The 18,203-nt window shown below is 61.5% G+C and carries 16 protein-coding genes; 14 read left to right on the top strand and 2 right to left on the bottom strand.

The genetic code is table 11. From position 1 onward, the window contains the following. The first annotated feature begins 37 nt into the window (after nucleotides 1-37). The 5 genes from V8Z65_RS04290 (at nucleotide 38) to V8Z65_RS04270 (ending at nucleotide 5,625) form a co-directional block, all read left to right on the top strand. A complete protein-coding gene (locus tag V8Z65_RS04290; RefSeq protein ID WP_338722774.1) occupies nucleotides 38-1,792 on the top strand; it encodes an ABC transporter ATP-binding protein in 1,755 nt (584 codons plus the stop codon). A 12-nt stretch (nucleotides 1,793-1,804) separates the two neighbouring features. Beyond that, nucleotides 1,805-2,734 (top strand): ABC transporter permease, encoded by a 930-nt coding sequence (locus V8Z65_RS04285; protein WP_338722773.1) that lies wholly within the window; start codon nucleotides 1,805-1,807, stop codon nucleotides 2,732-2,734. Continuing rightward, a complete protein-coding gene (locus tag V8Z65_RS04280; RefSeq protein WP_338722772.1) occupies nucleotides 2,731-3,627 on the top strand; it encodes an ABC transporter permease in 897 nt (298 codons plus the stop codon). Before V8Z65_RS04285 ends, V8Z65_RS04280 begins: the two co-directional genes overlap by 4 nt. Before the next feature lie 3 nt (nucleotides 3,628-3,630). Beyond that, nucleotides 3,631-4,830 (top strand): aminotransferase class V-fold PLP-dependent enzyme, encoded by a 1,200-nt coding sequence (locus V8Z65_RS04275; RefSeq protein WP_338722771.1) that lies wholly within the window; start codon nucleotides 3,631-3,633, stop codon nucleotides 4,828-4,830. A gap of 66 nt (nucleotides 4,831-4,896) precedes the next feature. Beyond that, a complete protein-coding gene (locus tag V8Z65_RS04270; RefSeq protein ID WP_338722769.1) occupies nucleotides 4,897-5,625 on the top strand; it encodes a FadR/GntR family transcriptional regulator in 729 nt (242 codons plus the stop codon). A gap of 59 nt (nucleotides 5,626-5,684) precedes the next feature. Here the strand turns inward: V8Z65_RS04270 and V8Z65_RS04265 are convergent, their stop codons facing one another. Then, on the bottom strand, nucleotides 5,685-6,488 hold the full coding sequence (locus V8Z65_RS04265; protein ID WP_338722767.1) for a creatininase family protein: 804 nt from the start codon (nucleotides 6,486-6,488) through the stop codon (nucleotides 5,685-5,687). Between the two features lie 12 nt (nucleotides 6,489-6,500). Beyond that, nucleotides 6,501-6,890, bottom strand: coding sequence for a Rid family hydrolase (locus V8Z65_RS04260; RefSeq protein WP_338722766.1), 390 nt, complete (start codon nucleotides 6,888-6,890; stop codon nucleotides 6,501-6,503). A 210-nt stretch (nucleotides 6,891-7,100) separates the two neighbouring features. On the opposite strand from V8Z65_RS04260, the gene V8Z65_RS04255 reads away from it, so the two are divergent. The 9 genes from V8Z65_RS04255 (at nucleotide 7,101) to V8Z65_RS04215 (ending at nucleotide 18,123) form a co-directional block, all read left to right on the top strand. After that, the gene (locus tag V8Z65_RS04255) at nucleotides 7,101-8,099 is read left to right on the top strand and encodes an ABC transporter substrate-binding protein (RefSeq protein WP_338722765.1); all 999 of its coding nucleotides are present in this window, start codon (nucleotides 7,101-7,103) and stop codon (nucleotides 8,097-8,099) included. A 138-nt stretch (nucleotides 8,100-8,237) separates the two neighbouring features. Next, nucleotides 8,238-9,002 carry an ABC transporter ATP-binding protein gene (locus tag V8Z65_RS04250; RefSeq protein WP_338723947.1) on the top strand — a complete coding sequence of 255 codons (765 nt, stop codon included), beginning with the start codon at nucleotides 8,238-8,240 and terminating at the stop codon, nucleotides 9,000-9,002. After that, nucleotides 8,999-9,865: an ABC transporter permease gene (locus V8Z65_RS04245; protein ID WP_338722764.1), complete on the top strand. Its 867-nt coding sequence runs from the start codon at nucleotides 8,999-9,001 to the stop codon at nucleotides 9,863-9,865. Before V8Z65_RS04250 ends, V8Z65_RS04245 begins: the two co-directional genes overlap by 4 nt. 2 nt (nucleotides 9,866-9,867) lie before the next feature. After that, nucleotides 9,868-11,181, top strand: a complete 1,314-nt coding sequence (locus V8Z65_RS04240) for a cytosine deaminase (protein ID WP_338722763.1) — start codon at nucleotides 9,868-9,870, stop codon at nucleotides 11,179-11,181. After that, on the top strand, nucleotides 11,178-12,581 hold the full coding sequence (locus V8Z65_RS04235; protein WP_338722761.1) for an FAD-binding oxidoreductase: 1,404 nt from the start codon (nucleotides 11,178-11,180) through the stop codon (nucleotides 12,579-12,581). Before V8Z65_RS04240 ends, V8Z65_RS04235 begins: the two co-directional genes overlap by 4 nt. Continuing rightward, complete coding sequence (locus tag V8Z65_RS04230; RefSeq protein ID WP_338722759.1) at nucleotides 12,581-13,171, top strand: NAD(P)H-dependent oxidoreductase; 591 nt, start codon at nucleotides 12,581-12,583, stop codon at nucleotides 13,169-13,171. The genes V8Z65_RS04235 and V8Z65_RS04230 overlap by 1 nt, the downstream gene beginning before the upstream one ends. 204 nt (nucleotides 13,172-13,375) lie before the next feature. After that, nucleotides 13,376-13,804 carry a hypothetical protein gene (locus tag V8Z65_RS04225; protein WP_338722758.1) on the top strand — a complete coding sequence of 143 codons (429 nt, stop codon included), beginning with the start codon at nucleotides 13,376-13,378 and terminating at the stop codon, nucleotides 13,802-13,804. Then, nucleotides 13,801-14,997: an efflux RND transporter periplasmic adaptor subunit gene (locus V8Z65_RS04220; RefSeq protein WP_338722757.1), complete on the top strand. Its 1,197-nt coding sequence runs from the start codon at nucleotides 13,801-13,803 to the stop codon at nucleotides 14,995-14,997. Before V8Z65_RS04225 ends, V8Z65_RS04220 begins: the two co-directional genes overlap by 4 nt. Before the next feature lie 3 nt (nucleotides 14,998-15,000). After that, a complete protein-coding gene (locus tag V8Z65_RS04215; RefSeq protein WP_338722756.1) occupies nucleotides 15,001-18,123 on the top strand; it encodes an efflux RND transporter permease subunit in 3,123 nt (1,040 codons plus the stop codon). Nucleotides 18,124-18,203: the final 80 nt, after the last annotated feature.

Raw genomic sequence — 18,203 nt, 5'->3', positions numbered from 1 at the left:
TCCCAGTCGGGGGGCGCCGCCCAAGCGGGTCCCAGCCATGTCCCTCGTTGAAATCGAAGACCTGCGGGTCAGTTTCCGCCAATATGGCGGCACGATCGACGCCGTGCGCGGCATCAGCTTTACCGTTGAACCCGGCGAGAGCCTCGGGATCGTAGGGGAAAGCGGCTCAGGTAAATCGGTGTCATGCAGCGCGCTCATGCGGCTCTTGCCCGCCACGGCCGAGGTCAGTGCGAAAAAACTGGCGCTGGATGGCGTCGATGTCGGCAGGGCCAGTCGCGAAGACCTCGCCCGCCTGCGCGGCCGCTCCGCCGCCATGATTTTCCAGGACCCGATGACGGCCTTCGATCCGGTCTTCACCATCGGCCACCAGATCGCCGAGACCATTCAGGCGCATCGCAATGTCTCCAGGCGCGACGCGATCAGGGAAGCGGAGGAGCTCTTGCAGCGCGTCGAGATCAAGAACGCGGCAGACGTCCTTAACTACTATCCGCACCAGCTTTCCGGCGGCATGCTGCAGCGCGCCATGATCGCCATGGCCCTGTCCTGCCGGCCCAAAGTGCTGATTGCCGACGAGCCGACCACCGCGCTTGACGTCACCATCCAGGCGCAGATCCTGCAGCTCATCAAGAAGGTGCAGGCGGAGTTCGGCATGGCGCTGATCATGATCACTCACGACCTGGGCGTCATCGCCGAAACGGTCGACCGGGTGCTGGTCATGTACCGCGGCGAGGTCATGGAACAAGGGCCCGTGCAACAGATTTTCGATGCGCCGCAGCACGCCTATACCAAGCAGCTCCTCGCGAGCCTCCATGCCCGGTTCGAGCCATCGCGCGGCAGCGACAGCGACACACCCGCGCTCGAACTCAGGGGCCTCGCCAAGGCCTATCGCATCCGGCGCCGGCGCGGCCTGTTCACCGACTATGCTGATTTCCATGCGGTTAGGGAAATCAACCTGGCCCTGCCCAGAAACCGCATTGTTGCCATTGTCGGTGAGAGCGGATCGGGCAAGACCACGACCGGCATGATGGCCATGCGCCTCACCGATGTGACGCGCGGCCAAATCCTGGTCCATGGCCAGGACATTTCCACCTTGTCGCCCGAAGCGCTCAAACCCTGGCGCAGGAAAATGCAGATCGTCTTCCAGGACAGCTATTCGGCGCTCGATCCGATGATGACGCTGACCCAGATCATTGCGGAGCCGCTGCATATTCATGGGGTCGGCACTACGCGCGAGCAGCAGGAGATCGCCCTCTCCTGGCTGGAGCGTGTCGGCCTAGACCGATCCTTTGCCAATCGCTATCCGCACGAATTGTCTGGCGGGCAGCGCCAGCGCGTGGCCATAGCCCGGGCCCTCGTGCTGGAGCCTGACGTTCTGGTGGCCGACGAGCCGACGTCTGCGCTCGACGTCACGGTGAAGGCGCAGATCATAGGCCTATTGAAAAAGCTTCAGGCCGAGATGGGTCTTTCCATGCTGTTCATCAGCCATGACCTGTCCACGGTCAAATCCCTCACTGACAGCGTTGTGGTGATGTATCGCGGCCGCGTGGTCGAGGAAGCACCGACCGAACGCATTTTCTCGGACCCGCAGCACCCCTATACGCGCGCCCTGCTCGATGCTGTGCCGGCGACCAATCCACGCGACAAGCGCGCCCGCACGTTCCTCAGTGCCGAAGAAATCGATGCCCAGACCCCGCGCCTCACCACGCTGCAGGCGGGCGTGGCCCCGCATAGCGAACCCAAACTCGTTTCCATCGCCCCGGATCACCGGGTCGAGGCCTATGTGACCAATTGAGGGGATGAGGCCATGCTAAGCTATATCCTGCGCCGCCTCGTTTCGGTCGCCTTCACTTTCATTGTGGTCTCCCTCATCATCTTCCTGATGATGCATGCCGTGCCCGGTGGCCCGTTCGACGCTAATGACATGCCGGTTTCGGAAGCCGTTCGCGCCAAACTCATGGCCCAGCTCGGTCTCGATCAGCCGCTCTATGTGCAATATCTGCGTTACATGTGGGGCGTGCTGCAGTTCGACTTCGGCGTGCCCTATCAGAGTCCGGGCGAAAGCGTGCTGCAACTCCTTTCCCGTGCCTGGGTGCCCAGCCTCATTCTGGGCGGCCTCGGCGTGCTGATCGGCGCGCCACTTGGCATCCTCCTCGGTATGGCCGCCGCGCTCAATCGCAATAGCTGGATCGACTATCTCGCCTCGGCCGTCGCCACTTTGGGCCTCACCATTCCGGTCTTCGTCACCTCAATGCTGCTGATCCTGGTCTTCGCGGTCTGGCTCAAATGGCTGCCCGCCAGCGGCTGGCCGCAGCCGGAGCGTTGGATATTGCCGATTATCGCCTACGCGGCCATCCCGGTTGCCACCTATGCCCGCTACACGCGCTCGGCCATGCTCGACACGATGAGCCGGCCCTTCGTCACGGTGTTGCGGGCCAAGGGTCTCAGCGAACGCCGCATTGTCTTTCAGCATGTGCTGCGCAATTCGGCCATTCCGCTGGTTACGGTCTTCCTGCCCATGTTCATCGGCACGGCCACTGGCTCGATTTTCGTCGAGGCCATGTTCCGCGTGCCGGGCCTGGGCGCCTATTTCGTCTCCTCCATCGAGACGCGTGACTATCCGCTGGAAATGGCGCTGATGCTCATGATCACCTTCATGTACTGCATCGCTTATCTCGTCTCAGACATCGTCTATGCGCTGATCAATCCGCGTATCCGCGTAGGAGGCGCAGAATGACCGACACCATCGTTCCGCCAGCAGTTGAAGCCGCCCCGCCGCGCCAGCGCAGCCCGCTCTGGTTCGCCTGGCAGCGTTTCCTCTCCAACAGGGCAGCCGTCGCCGGCGGGATCGTGATGAGCGTGCTGATCCTGATGGCGATCTTTGCGCCGCTGATCACGCCGGTGCCGCCCGAGGCGCAAATGTTCCTCACCCAATCTCTGGCCTTTCCCTCGCCCGAGCACTGGTTCGGCGTCGATAATCTGGGGCGCGATTTTTATACGCGCATCGTCTATGGCGCGCGCGTATCACTTTCCATCGGCTTTATCGCCGCCGGCTTTTCGGTGCTGATCGGCATCCCGCTGGGGGCTCTGGGCGGCTATTTCGGTGGCCGGACCGACTGGGTCATCATGCGCGTGATCGAACTGTTTTCGGTGGTGCCGCCGCTGCTCGCCGCCATGCTGCTCGGCACCCTCACCCGCGGGGGCTACACTTCCATCGTCGCCATTGCCGCGCTGTTCGGCTGGGTGCAGGTGTGCCTTCTGGTGCGCGCGCAGGTCAAAGCCTTTCGTGAGAAGGAGTTTGTCCGTGCGGCCCAGGCGCTCGGTGCCTCACCCTGGTACATCATCCGCCGCCACCTCATCCCCAATTCCATCAGCCCGATCATCGTGGGCTTCGTGCTGGCCATCCCCCTGGCCATGATGCTCGAGGCTTCGCTGAGCTTTCTGGGCATCGGCGTGCCCCCGCCGACCCCGACCTGGGGGCAGATGATCAACGAGGGCATCAATTTCATGTTTTATTACTGGCATCTCGCCGTTTTCCCGACGGCGGCGCTGGCCATCACCGTGCTCGCCACCTCGCTTTTCGGCGACGGTTTGCGCGATGCTCTCGATCCCACCCTGAAAGGTCGCTGAACCGTGTCCGACAATCTCGCCCGGCATTTCCTCCTGCGTGAGGATGTGACCTTCCTCAATCACGGCTCGTTCGGCGCCTGCCCGCGTCCGGTATTCGAGGCCTATCAGGCCTGGCAGCTCGAACTCGAACAGGAACCCGTTGAGTTTCTGGGCCGGCGCCTGCATGACCTCTTGCGCGTGCCGCGTGAAGCGCTGGCGGAGGAACTCGGTTGCGATGCCAATGACATTGTCGGCGTGCTCAATGCCACGAGCGGCCTCAATATCGTCGCCCAATCGCTCGATCTCAAACCCGGCGACCAGATCCTCACCACCGATCACGAATATTCGGCGCTGGAAAAGACCTGGGCCTATATCTGCCGCAAGACCGGCGCCGAGATTGTCATGGTCAAGGTGCCCATGCCGCTCACAAGCGAGAAAGCCTTCACTGAGGCCATAGTCGGGGGCATGACGGAGCGCACGAAAGTGCTGTTCCTCAGCCATATCACCTCGCCCACGGCCCTGCTGTTCCCCATCGAAAATGCCATCAAGGAAGCGCGCCGGCGCGGCATATGGTCGGTGATCGATGGGGCGCATACACCCGGCCATATAAGGCTCGATCTCGACGCTATGGGTGCCGATTTCTATTCGGGCAATTGCCACAAATGGATGATGACCCCCAAGGGTTCGGCATTCTTGTATACGCGGCGCGACATGCAGGGCCTTCTTAATCCGCTGGTCATCAGCCACGGCTGGACCAAGGATTCCAAAGAGCCAGGCGCCCAGGGCGCCTTCGGCAATTCCCCCTATATCGACGAAATCGAAATCCAGGGCACGCGCGACCCCGCACCTTGGCTGACCGTCCCGGCGGCGATCCAGTTTCGTAATGACAATGAGTGGTGGGCGGTGGCCGACCATTGCCGGGCGCTGGCGCAGGACACGGCGCGACGCCTGGGCGAGTTGACCGGGCTCGCCCCCCTTAGCAGCCCCGAATTCTGCGCCCCACAAATGGTCGCCATGCCCATTCCCGAATGCGATACACTGGAGGTGCACAAGACCCTTTTCGATCGCTATGGCATCGAAATTCCGGTCTTTAAGTGGCAGGACACCTGCATCGTCCGTCTCTCGGTGCAGGGCTATAATTCACGACCGCAAATGGACAGGCTGATCGCCGCGCTGACCGAATTGCTCGACCTCAAAGCACCGCCGCTGGCGGCGCAAGGCTGACAAATCGGCAAAGATATGGTGTGAGTGGCCGATAAGCTGCCGCCACACCGGGAGGAATGGGCACCGATGAGTCGGGAAACCGCCCTGAGCTATCTTGAGCCGCTGGAGAACCGCACGCGCAATGTGGCGGTGCTGGATGCACTTGCCGAAATGGTGGAGCGTGCCGGGCTCAAGATCGGGGATCGCCTGCCGCCCGAAGTTTCATTGGCCGCCTCATTGGGCGTGGGGCGATCCACCATAAGAGAGGCGCTCAATCGCTGGGAGGGGCTAGGTATCATCCGCCGTCGCCGCGGCGATGGCACCTATCTTGCCGCCCGCGTCCAGACCTCGCGTGGCCTTGTGCCCACCATGGTGCGGCTGGAGGGCGAAGCGCTGCTGCGGCTGCTCGAAATCCGCCGGACGCTGGAAAATGACGTGGTTCGCAAGGCAACGCTGCATGCCACGGCCAATCAGCGCCGCGAAATCGGCCGTCTATGCGATGTGCTCCTGGCCGATGTGAATAGTGGCCGCCCCTGGCGCAAGGCCGATCATGCCTTCCACAACGCCATCTACGACGCCTCGGGCAATCCCATGTATGGCCAGATCCTGACCAATCTGGATCACGCCCTTGAGCGGGGTGAAATCTCGCCATTCAACCGCGACGCCTTCGGGCTTGATTCCTTCCCCATCCACCGCGATCTGGCCGACGCCATCGTCGCCGAAGATGCCGATCAGGCTGTCGCGGCCATCAATCGCATACTGGATTCGGTGGAAGATGAGGTCCGCGCCATCATCGCGGATGGCAAGCTGGTCTAGCTGTCTCCCAAGTCGCGTTTCCGAACCGCAAAACCGTTGCCACTTTTGCTGGAAACGCTCTACGGCAGCCAGCGCGCACTGCCGGGCAAAGGCATGCGCTCGACCTCGCGCAGCACCTCGATCATGCCGGCCACATTGCGCTCGGCGATGAGCCGCCCTTTCTCCGCCGTGGCCAGCGCCGCCTCGCCCACTGCCCCGCCCGGATTAATATCGGAGGCGATCCAGGCATAGACGTGCCCGAAAGCGCCGGTGGGCCGGAGATATTTGAACTGCTGCTCGTCCCGTGCGGCGATAGAGGGGAAATTTCCGGCGCGCGCCATATCCACCAGGTCGGGCCGGAAATGCAGGATCAGCGAGGTTTCCGAATCCCCGCCATGGATACCGTGGCGGCGTTCGAGATCGCTGAGCACCCCCTTAGGCGCGCCGAAGCGCCAGCCACTCTTGACTGCCAGCATGCCGGCCTCGACCCGCAGCTCGCGCGCGACGATGCCCATGATCTCTTCATTGCCGCCATGGGAATTGACGAAGACGATCTTCTTCACCCCGGCCCGCGCCACTTCGAGCCCGATCTGGGTCCAGGCATCGATCAGATTGGTTGCCTTGTGCGAGATTGTACCCTTGGCCCAGATATGTTCGTTGGACTTGCCCACGGCCTGCACCGGCAGGATGCGGATATCCATGTCGTCCGGTGCCTGCGCGGCGAGCAGTTCCATCATCGAGGTATTGATGATGGTATCGGTGCCCACCGGCAGGTGCGGGCCGTGCTGCTCTACCGCGGCAATGGGCAATATGGCGATGGTCTTTTCGGGGTCGAGATTGTCGAATTCGCGGGCGGCGAAATCGGTCCACCAGATCTTGCGCATTCTTGAAGTTCCTCAGGCAGGGCCGGCGGCAACAGCTTCGATCTCGACCAAGAATTCGGGGCGGGCGAAGCCGGAAACGATCATCAGCGTGGAGGCGGGATGGGGTTCGGCGAACAATGCATTGCGCACGGCCATATAGTCCGCCAGATGCTCCCGCCCGGTGACATAGGCATTGATGCGCACAATATCTGCGAGGCCCAATCCCGCCTCAGCGAGGATCGCAGCAATATTGTCAAAGCACAGTCGCGCCTGACCAGCACAATCAGGCGGAATGTCGCCGTCGGCTCCAATCCCCAACTGCCCCGAACAGAATACCAGCTTTTGCCCCGCAGGCACGACCACCCCGTGGCTATAGGGCGCGAAGGGCGGATGAATACTCTTGGGGGAGAGGGGTGTGAACATGTGGTCTCGTCAATTTAGACGCGAATGCTAGTGGCGCAATGCCGACCTGACCAGCCCTAGCGCTACCCACTGCACGCATAGCAGGCATTCCCTCAAAATGCCTAAATTTTAGCTTTCCATCTGCGCGCGCATGTCGAAAGGTAGGGTTTCGGCGGCCCCAGCCGTCAAACCACAAGCCGCGACGAGGGATTGCGGCACAGGGAGCGCAGAATGCAGATTTCAACCAAGACCATTCTCCTGGCCGCTTTGGCACTGGCTGCCTCGCCGGTTGCCGCCCAGGAACTGGACAAAGTCACCTTTGCCACCAATTGGCTCGCACAGGCCGAACATGGCGGCTACTACCAGGCCATTGCCGACGGAACCTACGCAGAATACGGCCTCGACGTCACCGTCATGCAGGGCGGACCACAATCGCCGGGCCGGCCGATGCTGGTCTCGGGCCAGGTGCAATTCTACATGGGCGGCGCGTCCGGCGCGATCAACGCCGTCAAGGAACAGATTCCCACCATTACCCTGGCCGCCATCTTCCAGAAGGATCCGCAAATCCTGATGTCGCATCCGGGCAAGTTCGCAAGCTTCCCCGAACTGGCGGGCGCCAGCAAGTACATCCTGGGCGCGGACGGGTTCACCTCCTATTTCTCTTGGATGAAGACCGAATGGCCTGAATTCGTGGAAGAGAAATACGAGCCCTATCAGTTTAATCCCGCTTCGTTCCTGGCCGACGACATGGCCATCCAGCAGGGCTATCTCACCTCCGAGCCGCTCGCCATCGAGCGCGAGGCCGGCTTTGCACCCGATGTGTGGCTACTGGCCGATCAGGGCTATACCCCCTATTCCACCACGATCGAAGCGATGAAGCCCTGGGTGGACGAGAACCCGGACATCGCCAAGCGCTTCGTCGAGGCTTCGATCATCGGCTGGTACAATTATCTTTATGGCGACAATGCCGCCGCCAATGAGCTGATCAAGGCCGACAATCCGGAAATGACCGATGATCAGATTGCCTATGGAATCGAGAAGATGAAGGAATACGGTATTGTCGTTTCCGGCGATGCCGAGACCAAGGGCATTGGTTGCATGACCGACGCCCATTGGACCGAATTCTACGACAAGATGGTGGAAGTGGGTGTCTACGAGGCGGGCCTCGACATCTCCACAGCCTACACGACCGAATATGTCTGCCAGGGTCTTGGCATGGACCTGATGTAAGCGATCGTCCTGCGATCCGAGGCGCGGGCAATCCCGCCCGCGCCACTCTGACCCTAGCCCGGGTTTGGTATTTTGACTGATCTGATTGAACCGGCCACGCAAACGGCCGCGACCGCTCCCGAGCGCACCGTCGTGTCGATGCGCAATGTGAGCAAGCTGTTTTCCAATGGAACGTTGGCGCTCAAGGATATGACCCTTGATGTGCGCCGCGGCGAGTTTCTCAGCCTTCTTGGCCCTTCAGGATGCGGCAAGTCCACCGCACTGCGCATCATTGCCGGTCTGGGCGCTGCCTCTTCGGGCAGCATCGACTGGCCCAGTTCCCGCATCAATGCCCGGGGACTGCCCGAGGGCGATGTCGGCTTTGTCTTCCAGGAACCGACGCTCATGCCCTGGGCAACTGTCTTGGACAATGTCTATTTGCCGCTCCGCCTGACCGGGGTCAGCAAGAGCGCCGCTCGCCCCCGTATCATGGAAACCTTGGCATCGGTTGGTCTGGCCGATTTTGAGAGCTCTTATCCGCGCGAGCTTTCGGGCGGCATGAAGATGCGCGTCTCAATCGCCCGTGCGCTGGTCACCAAGCCGCGCCTATTGCTGATGGACGAGCCCTTTGCTGCCCTCGACGAAATCACGCGGCAGAAGCTCAATGACGACGTGCTCCGGCTCTGGCGGGAGAGCGGCATCACCGTGATTTTCGTCACCCATTCGGTGTTCGAGAGCGCCTTTTTGTCCAACCGCATCGTCGTCATGCGCGCCCGGCCGGGCCAGGTTTGCGCTGACCTTTCCATCGAGACGTCGGCCACACGCGACGCCAATTACCGCACCTCGGAGGAATATCGCGCCACCACAGACCGTGTGTCGCGGGCCCTTCAGGACGCCATCATGCTGGGAGCGCAGGGGACATGACCGACGCCGTCCAGACCGCCAATATTGCCGAAGCCGGCACCGACAGCGCCGTCGCCATCGCCGTGGCGCGCACCAGCACGATCGAGAAGATCCTGCGCATCGCCATTCCGTTCATCATGGTGGTCCTGGCTATCGGCCTGTGGCAATTGCACATCGTGGTCAACCAGGTGCCGCGCTACATTATGCCAGCTCCGGGCGACGTGATTACCGCGCTCTACACCGACTGGAGCACGCTTTCGCCATCACTGCTCGTCACCCTGCGCATCACCTTTCTGGCCCTAGCCATCGCGTTGATCGGCGGCGTCGGCCTTGCCATCATTCTGGTCCAGAGCAAGTGGATCGAACTGGCGATCTTCCCATTCGCCGTCATCCTGCAGGTGACGCCGATGATCGCCATCGCGCCCCTCCTCATCATCTATATGCCGGACACGCAGTCGGCGCTGCTGACCTGCGCCTTCGTGGTCGCCTTTTTCCCGATCCTGTCCAATATGGTGGCGGGATTGAAAAGCGTCGATCATAACCTGCTCAACCTGTTCGAGCTTTATGGCGCCAATCGCTGGCAAACGCTTGTCTATCTCAAGCTGCCCGCCTCCCTGCCCTATTTCGCCGCCGGCCTCAGGATCGGTGGTGGTCTCTCGCTCATTGCCGCCGTTGTGGCCGAATTCGCGGCCGGTTCAGCCGGCAAGGGCTCGGGCCTTGCCTTCCGGCTGCTTGAATCGGGCTATCGCCTCAATTATCCCCGCCTCTACGCCGCTTTGATCCTTCTGATGATCACCGGTGTCGCGATCTTTGCCGCGACCTCGCTCATCGCCTGGCTGCTGCTGCATCGCTGGCACGAAAGCGCGATGAAGCGGGAGAATTGAGGATGACCCTACCCATTCCCGCTGACGGCCACTATGTCCTGGCCAATGCCGCCGTCCCGACGGCACTCATGGGTGATCCGGTCTCCGGGGCCCTGGAGCTGGTCGATATCACCATTGCCGATGCAAGGATCGCCGCCATCGGCCCCGCTGGTTCGGGTACCTTACCGCAACGTATCGATATGCGCGGCGATATCGTCCTGCCGGCCTTCGTGGACCTCCACACCCATCTCGACAAGGGCCATATCTGGCCGCGCAAGCAGAACCCCGACGGAACGTGGATCGGCGCGCTGATGGCCGTTCTGGAAGACCGCGAAGCCCATTGGGCCTCTGCCGATGTCGAGCGCCGCATGGATTTTTCCCTGCGCTGCGCCTATGCCCATGGCACAGCCGCCATCCGCACCCATCTCGACATGGCCCCACCCCAGCATGAGATTACCTGGGACGTGTTCGAGGCCATGCGCACCCGCTGGGCCGGGCGGATCGAGTTGCAAGGCGCCGGACTGCTGGGCCCCGACACCATCCTCGACGCGCCAAAGCTGCGGGCCGTTGCTGAGCGCACCAAGGCTGCGGGCGGCATATTGGGTGGCTCGACCGCCGTGCATCCAGAAAATCCCACCATTATGCGAACGCTGGTGGCCATGGCGGGAGAACTCGGCCTCGATATCGACCTCCACACCGACGAATCGCCCGATCCGACGGCCAATGCCCTCGAATGCCTCGCCGATGCCGTTCTCGAAAGCGGCTTCACTGGCTCGGTCGTGGCCGGCCATTGCTGCTCGCTGGCAGTGCAGGATGAGAAAACGGCAAAGCGGGTCATCGACAAGGTCGCCCGCGCCGGCATTGCCGTGGTCTCGCTGCCCATGTGCAATATGTACCTGCAGGATCGGGACAATGCGTCCGGTGTGCGCACGCCCCGCTGGCGTGGCGTGACGCTGCTCAATGAACTCAAGGCTGCGGGTGTAAAGGTCGCCATTGCCTCGGACAATACCCGCGACCCCTTCTATGCCTATGGCGATCTCGATGGCTTCGAGGTCCTGCGCGAAGGCGCCCGCATTGTCCATTTCGATCATCCGCAGATCGATGCTTTTGCCTGGACACGATCGGTCTCGGCCGATCCCGCGGCCATTGCCCGGTTTGCTTTTACCGCGGAGCTAAAGCCTGGCGCCCCGGCCGATCTAGTGCTGTTCAAGGGCCGCAATTGGACCGAGCTGATGTCCCGGCCACAATCTGATCGCACCGTGATCCGCGCCGGCAAGTCATTGGATACGACCCTACCCGACTATCGAGAACTCGACGACCTGATGGGATTATCATGAGCATTGCAGATTTCCGCGCTGAACTGGGTGACATCCCGCAGGAAGACAATCCCCGCATCGTCCAGCAACGCAGCCGCGACCATTACTGGTATTCACCGGTCCTGAAAGCCAAGCTCGACCACGTCACTGCCGAAGTCGTCGTTTCGCCACGCTCCACCGAAGATATCAAGACAGTGCTGCGCGCTGCGTATAAGCATAGCGTCGCTATTACCCCACGCGGCGCGGGCACCGGCAATTACGGCCAGGCCATGCCGCTCTCGGGCGGTGCGATGCTTAATCTGATGAACATGGACAAGGTGCTCGAGATCAAGTCCGACCGTGTTCGGGCCCAGGCTGGCGCTGTGCTGGAGAAGCTCGACCACGAGACCAGGGCCGCGGCGGGTGGGGAATTGCGCTTCCACCCCTCGACCTATCGCATGGCCTCGCTGGGCGGTTTCATCGCCGGCGGCTCCGGCGGCGTCGGTTCGGTCCGTTGGGGCGGGCTGCGCAATCTGGGTAGTATTCTTGGGTTGAAGATCGTCACCTGCGAGGCCGAGCCGCGCGAACTCGATCTCAAGGGCGAAGACATTCTCAAGGTCGCCCATGCCTATGGCACCAACGGCATTATCGTCGAGGCCGAAATGCCACTGGCCCCGGCCTATGACTGGGTCGACATGATTGTTGGCTTCGACCACTTCATGGATGCCGCCGCGTTCGCCGAGGCCGTCGCCTTGCAGGACGGGCTGCTGGTCAAGGAGGTCGCGCCCTGCGCCGCGCCCATTCCGGAAGCCTATTTCAACCGCCACAAGCCCTATCTCAAGGACGGGCAGTCGGTCGTCCTCCTGATGGTGGCACCGGTTTCGGTCGATGCCATGGAGCTCTTCGTCCAGCATCACAAGGGCGATCTGGTTTTTCGGGCTGACCAGGTTCCAGACGAGGAAAAGCGCCGCCTGCCACCGGTTTACGAACTGGCCTGGAACCACACCACACTGCGTGCCCTCAAGGTCGATCCGGCCATCACCTATTTGCAGACGCGCTATCCCAGCCTCGAACATGTTGGGAAAATCGTCGGCATTCTGGGCGACGAATTGCCCATGCATATCGAAATGACCCGCCAGGATGGCCAGGTGACCTTCGCCGGTCTGCCCCTGGTGCGCTATACGAGCGAAGAGCGCCTGGAAGAGATCATCCGCATCCATGAGGACAATGAGTGCAATGTCTTCAATCCACACCGCTATACGCTCGAGGAAGGCGGGATGAAGCGCACCGATCTTAAGCAGCTTGCATTCAAGCGGGAGGCTGATCCCAAGGGCATGCTCAATCCGGGCAAAATGGTTGCTTGGGAGAATCCTGATTTCGACTTCAACGCCGGCAAAGTCTGGCTGTTCGACGGGCTCAATACGGTGCGGCAGAGCGCCTGATGCGAGTTCACGTCATTCATGCTCATCCGGTCGAGACAAGCTTTAACCGCGCCTTGTTTCACGCCGCGGTCGACAGCCTGGAGCAGGCCGGGCACGGCGTGGATGCGCTCAACCTTTACGACGAGGATTTTCCGGCCGTGCTCAGCCGCGAGGAGCGGTTGGGCTATCACGATGTTCCGGGCAATCTGACCGAACTGACCAGGCCCTATGTGGACAGGCTTACCGCGGCTGAGGCTCTGGTCTTTGTCCATCCGGTCTGGAACTACGGCTATCCGGCGATCTTGAAAGGCTATTTCGACCGGATTTTCCTGCCGGGCGTGACTTTTACCATGCAAGGCGGCGGCGATCGCGGCAAATTGGTGCCCGGTTTGTCCAATATCAGGAAGGCCGCGTTCATCACCACCTATGGCGGCGATCGCTGGCGCACCCTGGTCATGGGCGATCCACCGCGCCGCCTCGCCATGCGCTGGGGTTGGGTGACGTTCCAGACCAGGCCGAAATATCTCGCGCTTTACGACATGAACAATGTCACGCAGCAAAAGCGGCAAGCGTTTCTTGGACGGGTTAAAAAGGAAATGGGACGGTTCTAGCTGGCTGCCCATCTCCCTTTGGAAATCTCGTTGGCGATCGCGGGTCGCCGCGCTCATGCCGCTGCCTCTCTTAGCAAACTGCCTGCCCGTCTCAGCACCCGCCCGGCCATTGCCCACATCGTTCAAATCGTTCAGTATGAATTGAACGATACTTAGAGGTTTGGATTGAAGGCGAGCACACGCTTCATCGAACAAATGGGATTGATGGCCCAGGAGCGTGGCGAGCCGCGGATTTCAGGGCGGATTCTGGGACTACTGACCGTGGAAGGGCGGGAGCTGAACCTGGTTCAGATCAGCGAGCGGCTGGAGATCAGCCGGGCCAGTGCCAGCACCAACGCTCGTGACCTGGCACGCAAGGGCATCCTCAAGCTGACAACCCGCACTGGAGATCGGCAGGACTATTACCAGCTCGCGGGCCTGTCTCCACTGGATGTGGTGGGCGACCTGGCCGCCCAGTTCGAGCGGCAGGCGCGATCCATCAAAGGCTGTGTCGAGGACATGCGAGCGGAAGATTCGGCGGCTGCGCAACGCGCCGCGGCGGTGCAGAGCTTTCTGGAGAAGTCTGCCGATATTCTTGCACATTGGGCGAAGGCGCTCGGCGAAGCGGAAGATCATGAAAAGGACGGGAAATGACCGACGCGCATAAGAAGCCTGAATGGGCGCAAAGCCGCCGCGAAAAGGAAAATGCCGCGCGTATTGCCCAAGGGCTGAAGCCAAAGCGGCGGATAACACCCTGGGTGGTACTGGCCATCATCGTCGCGGCCATTACCGGCTTCGTAGTGCTGCGGTTGCAGGACACGCCGGTTCCCGAGCCGGCGAACGCAGAACCTGTGACCATGCAGATCCGTCAGTCCGAGACGACAGTCATCGAACCTGCGACTTTACGTGAGACAGTCAAGGTCACTGGCACATTGGTGCCCGCCCGCCAGTCCGATGTGGCCTCGCAAGCCTCAGGCCGGGTGATGGCCGTGATGGTGCGTCCGGGTGACGAGGTCAACGAAGGCGATGTGCTGGCGCAGATTGACAGGGCGCCGCTCGAATTGCAGCTCAACCAACAGCGCGCCACCGCCAATGCCACCCGGGCTCAACTCAATTCGTCCGAACAGAGCCTGGAACGGACCGAGGAATTGGCCCGACAGGGGCTTGCCAGCCCTTCGACACTCGAACAGGCGCGCTCTGCGACCGAAGCGCTGCGCGCCAATCTGACAGCGCTCGAAAGCGCAGTGGCCGCTGCCGAACTAGCGCTTAACAATGCGACCGTGCGGGCGCCGCTCGACGGCATCGTTTCCTCGCGGTCAGTTGATACGGGCCAGACCGTGGCGGCCGGCACGGCGCTCTTTACCATCGTGAACCTGGATGAGATGGAGTTCGATGCGACCGCATCGGTCACCTCGAGCGCCCGCGTCACGCGCGGCCAACCGGTGAAAATCGGCGTTACCGGCCTGGACGGGCAAGACTTTGACGGCACGGTTACGCGCGTCAATCCGGTATCGTTGAGCGGCACGCGCACCGTGCCGATCTATATCGAGCTGAGCAATGAGGAGGGCATGTTGAGGGGTGGCATGTTCGCCACGGGGCACATCACGGTCGATCAGGCGGACAATGCCATTGCCGTTCCGGCCGCAGCGCTACGCGAGGACGCCGAAGGCCAATTCGTACTCAAGCTGGTCGAGGGCACGCTGGAACGCCAAGGCGTGGCGCGGGTGCGCGAATGGGAACGCGGGCGGTTGATTGAAGTCACCGGACTGGGCGTGGGAGACACCATCGTTTCGGCACCGCTGTCTGAGCTTGAGGCCGGAGATAGCTACACGCTCGTGGAGGGCTGATCGATGTTCCTGACCCGTATCAGCGTCAACCATCCCGTTTTTGCCACCATGATCATGGTGGCGATCCTGGTGTTTGGCATCTACTCGTATCAACGCCTGCCAATCGAGCAATTGCCCGATATCGATCTGCCGGTCGTTGCTGTGGTCGTGAGCTATCCGGGAGCCTCGCCCGAGGCTGTCGAGGCCGACGTCATCGAACCTATTGAAGATGCCGTCAACACCATAGCCGGGCTCGACACTATCCAGTCCACGGCCCAGTCTGGCCAGGCCATGGTACTGATGATCTTCAACCTGGAATCGGACTCCCAGCAGAAGGCGCTTGATGTTCGCGACAAGCTCGACCCGATCAAGGCCAGATTGCCGGACGGCGCGGGCGACCCACGCGTGCTGCGCTTCGACCCCAGCGCCTTGCCGATACTGTCCTTGGCGGTCAGTTCCAATACATTGTCGGACCGTGATCTGACGGCGCTGACGGAAGATGTCATCGCGCGACGCATCTCCAACATTGACGGCGTGGGGAGCGCCACGGTGGTGGGCGGCGTGCCGCGCCAGCTTAATATCGAGATCGATCCTGATCGCCTCGCCGCCTTCAATATCAGCCCTGGTGCCGTGGTTTCAGCCCTGCAGGCCGCCAACAAGGATCTGGCGGCCGGTTCCATCACCCAGGACAGCCTCGTGCAATCGATCCAGGTGCTGGGACGGCTGGAGGACGAGCAGGATTTTTACGATGTGACCGTCGGCAATCAAGGCGGCCAGCCAGTGACCCTGCGCGACGTGGCCACCATTGTCGATGGCACCGGCGAGGCGGCAAGTCTGGCTATCCTCAATGGCCAGCGCGCCCTGGCCGTGGACATCCTCAAGACCCAGGGTGCTAATACGGTGGGTGTCGCCGAGGACATTCGGCATACCATCGACCAACTCCTCGAGAAGGAATTGCCGGCCGGCGAAGTCCATATTGAGATCGTGGTCGACAATGCCGAACCGGTGGAGAACTCCTTCCATGCGGTTCAGAACATGCTGATCGAGGGCGCCGCCCTGGCGGTCGTCATCGTCTTCCTTTTCCTCAATTCCTGGCGGTCGACCGTCATCACCGGGCTGACACTGCCGATCTCGATCATCGGCACGATGATTGCGCTCAACTTTTTGGGCTTCACCCTTAACATGATGACGCTGTTGGCTCTGTCCCTGGCCGTGGGCATTCTGATCGATGACGCCATTGTAGTGCGCGAAAATATCACGCGGCATCTGCATATGGGCAAGTCGCATCGTCAGGCGGCATTGGACGGCACCAATGAGATCGGATTGGCGGTGATGGCGACGACGTTGTCCATCGTGGCCGTGTTCCTGCCCGTGGCCTTCATGGACGGGATCATGGGGCGCTTTTTCCTGCAGTTCGGCGTGACGGTCTCGGTTGCCGTGCTGATCTCGCTGTTCGTGGCCTTTACCCTGGACCCGATGATGTCGAGTGTCTGGCATGACCCAGCGGCTAATCCGAACACGAAGCGCGGCCCGGTCGGACGGCTAGTGGCGCAGTTCGACCGCCTGTTTACCTGGACTACCGGAGGTTATCGCCACCTGATCCGCTGGGGATTGAAATTCCGCAAAACGGTATTGCTCATCGCCCTGATGTCGTTTGTGGGCACGTTCATGTTGTTTCCCCTGGTGGGGGTCGAATTCGTGCCGGTAACCGACAACGGCAATTTTACCGTGGCGGTCGAAACATCGGCCGGTTCGTCCAAGGAGGCGACCGCCGCTAAACTTTATCAGGCGGAGACGGTCATCAAGACATTCCCGGAAGTCAAAACGATCTATTCGACCGTCGGGGGCGGTTTGTCGGCCGCGGGCGCCAATAGCGGTACCATGACCGTCACCCTGGTCGATAAGGCGCTGCGCAGCGTTACACCTGTCGAACTGATGCCAAGCGTCAGAGCGGCGCTGGAGGCTATTCCCGGCGCGAAATTCCAGGTGTCCGCAGCGTCCGGTGTCAGCGGCAACGCGGCCCCCGTTTCGGTGACACTCTATGGCGACAGTTTCGAAGTGCTTGGACGGTTGGCCGACGAGCTTGAAGCCAAGCTGGCGGAAGTGCCGGGCCTGATCGATATCACGTCGAGCCTGGATGAGGCTCAGCCAGTGGTGGGTATCCGGATCAATCGCGATCTGGCCGATAATCTGGGTGTGTCCATGGGGCAGATCGCAGCCACGCTGTCACCTCTGATCGCCGGCGAAGACGTGGCCGACTGGACGGCGCAGAACGGCCAGGTCTATTCGGTCGTGGTTCGCCTGCCTGAAGGGCTGCGCAACGATGCCTTGGCGCTTGGCAATCTGCCCATTGCGCAGTCGGGCGCTACCGGATCGAACCAAATGATCACGCTCGGCCAGGTCGCTGACATTGTCGAAAGCGTTGGCCCGGCGACGATTAGTCGCCAGGATCTGCAGCGCGGCGTGACGATCGAAGCCTATCTGGAGGGCGTCGAGCTGGGCTCGATCACGCCGCAATTGCAGGCTGTTGTTGCGGCGCTGGATCTACCGACGGGCTATCGCACATCGTTCGGCGGCGATGTCGAACAGATCGCCGAGACCATGGGCGCCGTCGGTTCGGCGCTGCTGCTGGCGGTCATCTTCATCTATCTCGTGCTAGCGAGCCAGTTCGGCAGCTTCCTGCAGCCATTGGCGATCATGGGGTCCCTGCCCCTGGCGCTGATTGGTGTGATGGCAGGCCTGCTGGTGGGCGGTTCGACGCTCAATATGTTCTCCGCGATCGGTTTCATTATGTTGATGGGCCTGGTGGTCAAGAATGCCATTCTTCTGGTCGACAATGCCAACCAGCACATCAGAGAGGGTTGGAACCTCTATGAGGCCCTTGTGGAAGCCGGAGCGACCCGCTTCCGCCCGATCATCATGACCACTCTGGCCATGATTTTCGGCATGCTGCCGCTGGCGCTCAACCTGCATGGCGGCAGCGGCGAGAACGCTCCGATGGCCCATGCGGTGATCGGAGGGCTCGTCAGTTCCACCGCTCTGACACTCTTGGTGGTGCCGGTGCTGCTGACCTATATCGACCAGTTCAGCGCCGCGACGCGCCGTTTCCTGCCCAAAGCGCCAGACGATGGCACGCACGTTCATTGATCCGCGCCTATCACCCTGATGCGGAGATCTATGTCGGCTGTGCAGACTATCGCGTTCTAGAATTTCAAGGCGCAGACTGG

The sequence above is a fragment of the Devosia sp. XK-2 genome, assembly GCF_037113415.1.
In the GTDB taxonomy this organism is placed as follows: Bacteria; Pseudomonadota; Alphaproteobacteria; order Rhizobiales; family Devosiaceae; genus Devosia.
This window is presented reverse-complemented; position numbering and strand designations above follow the sequence as displayed.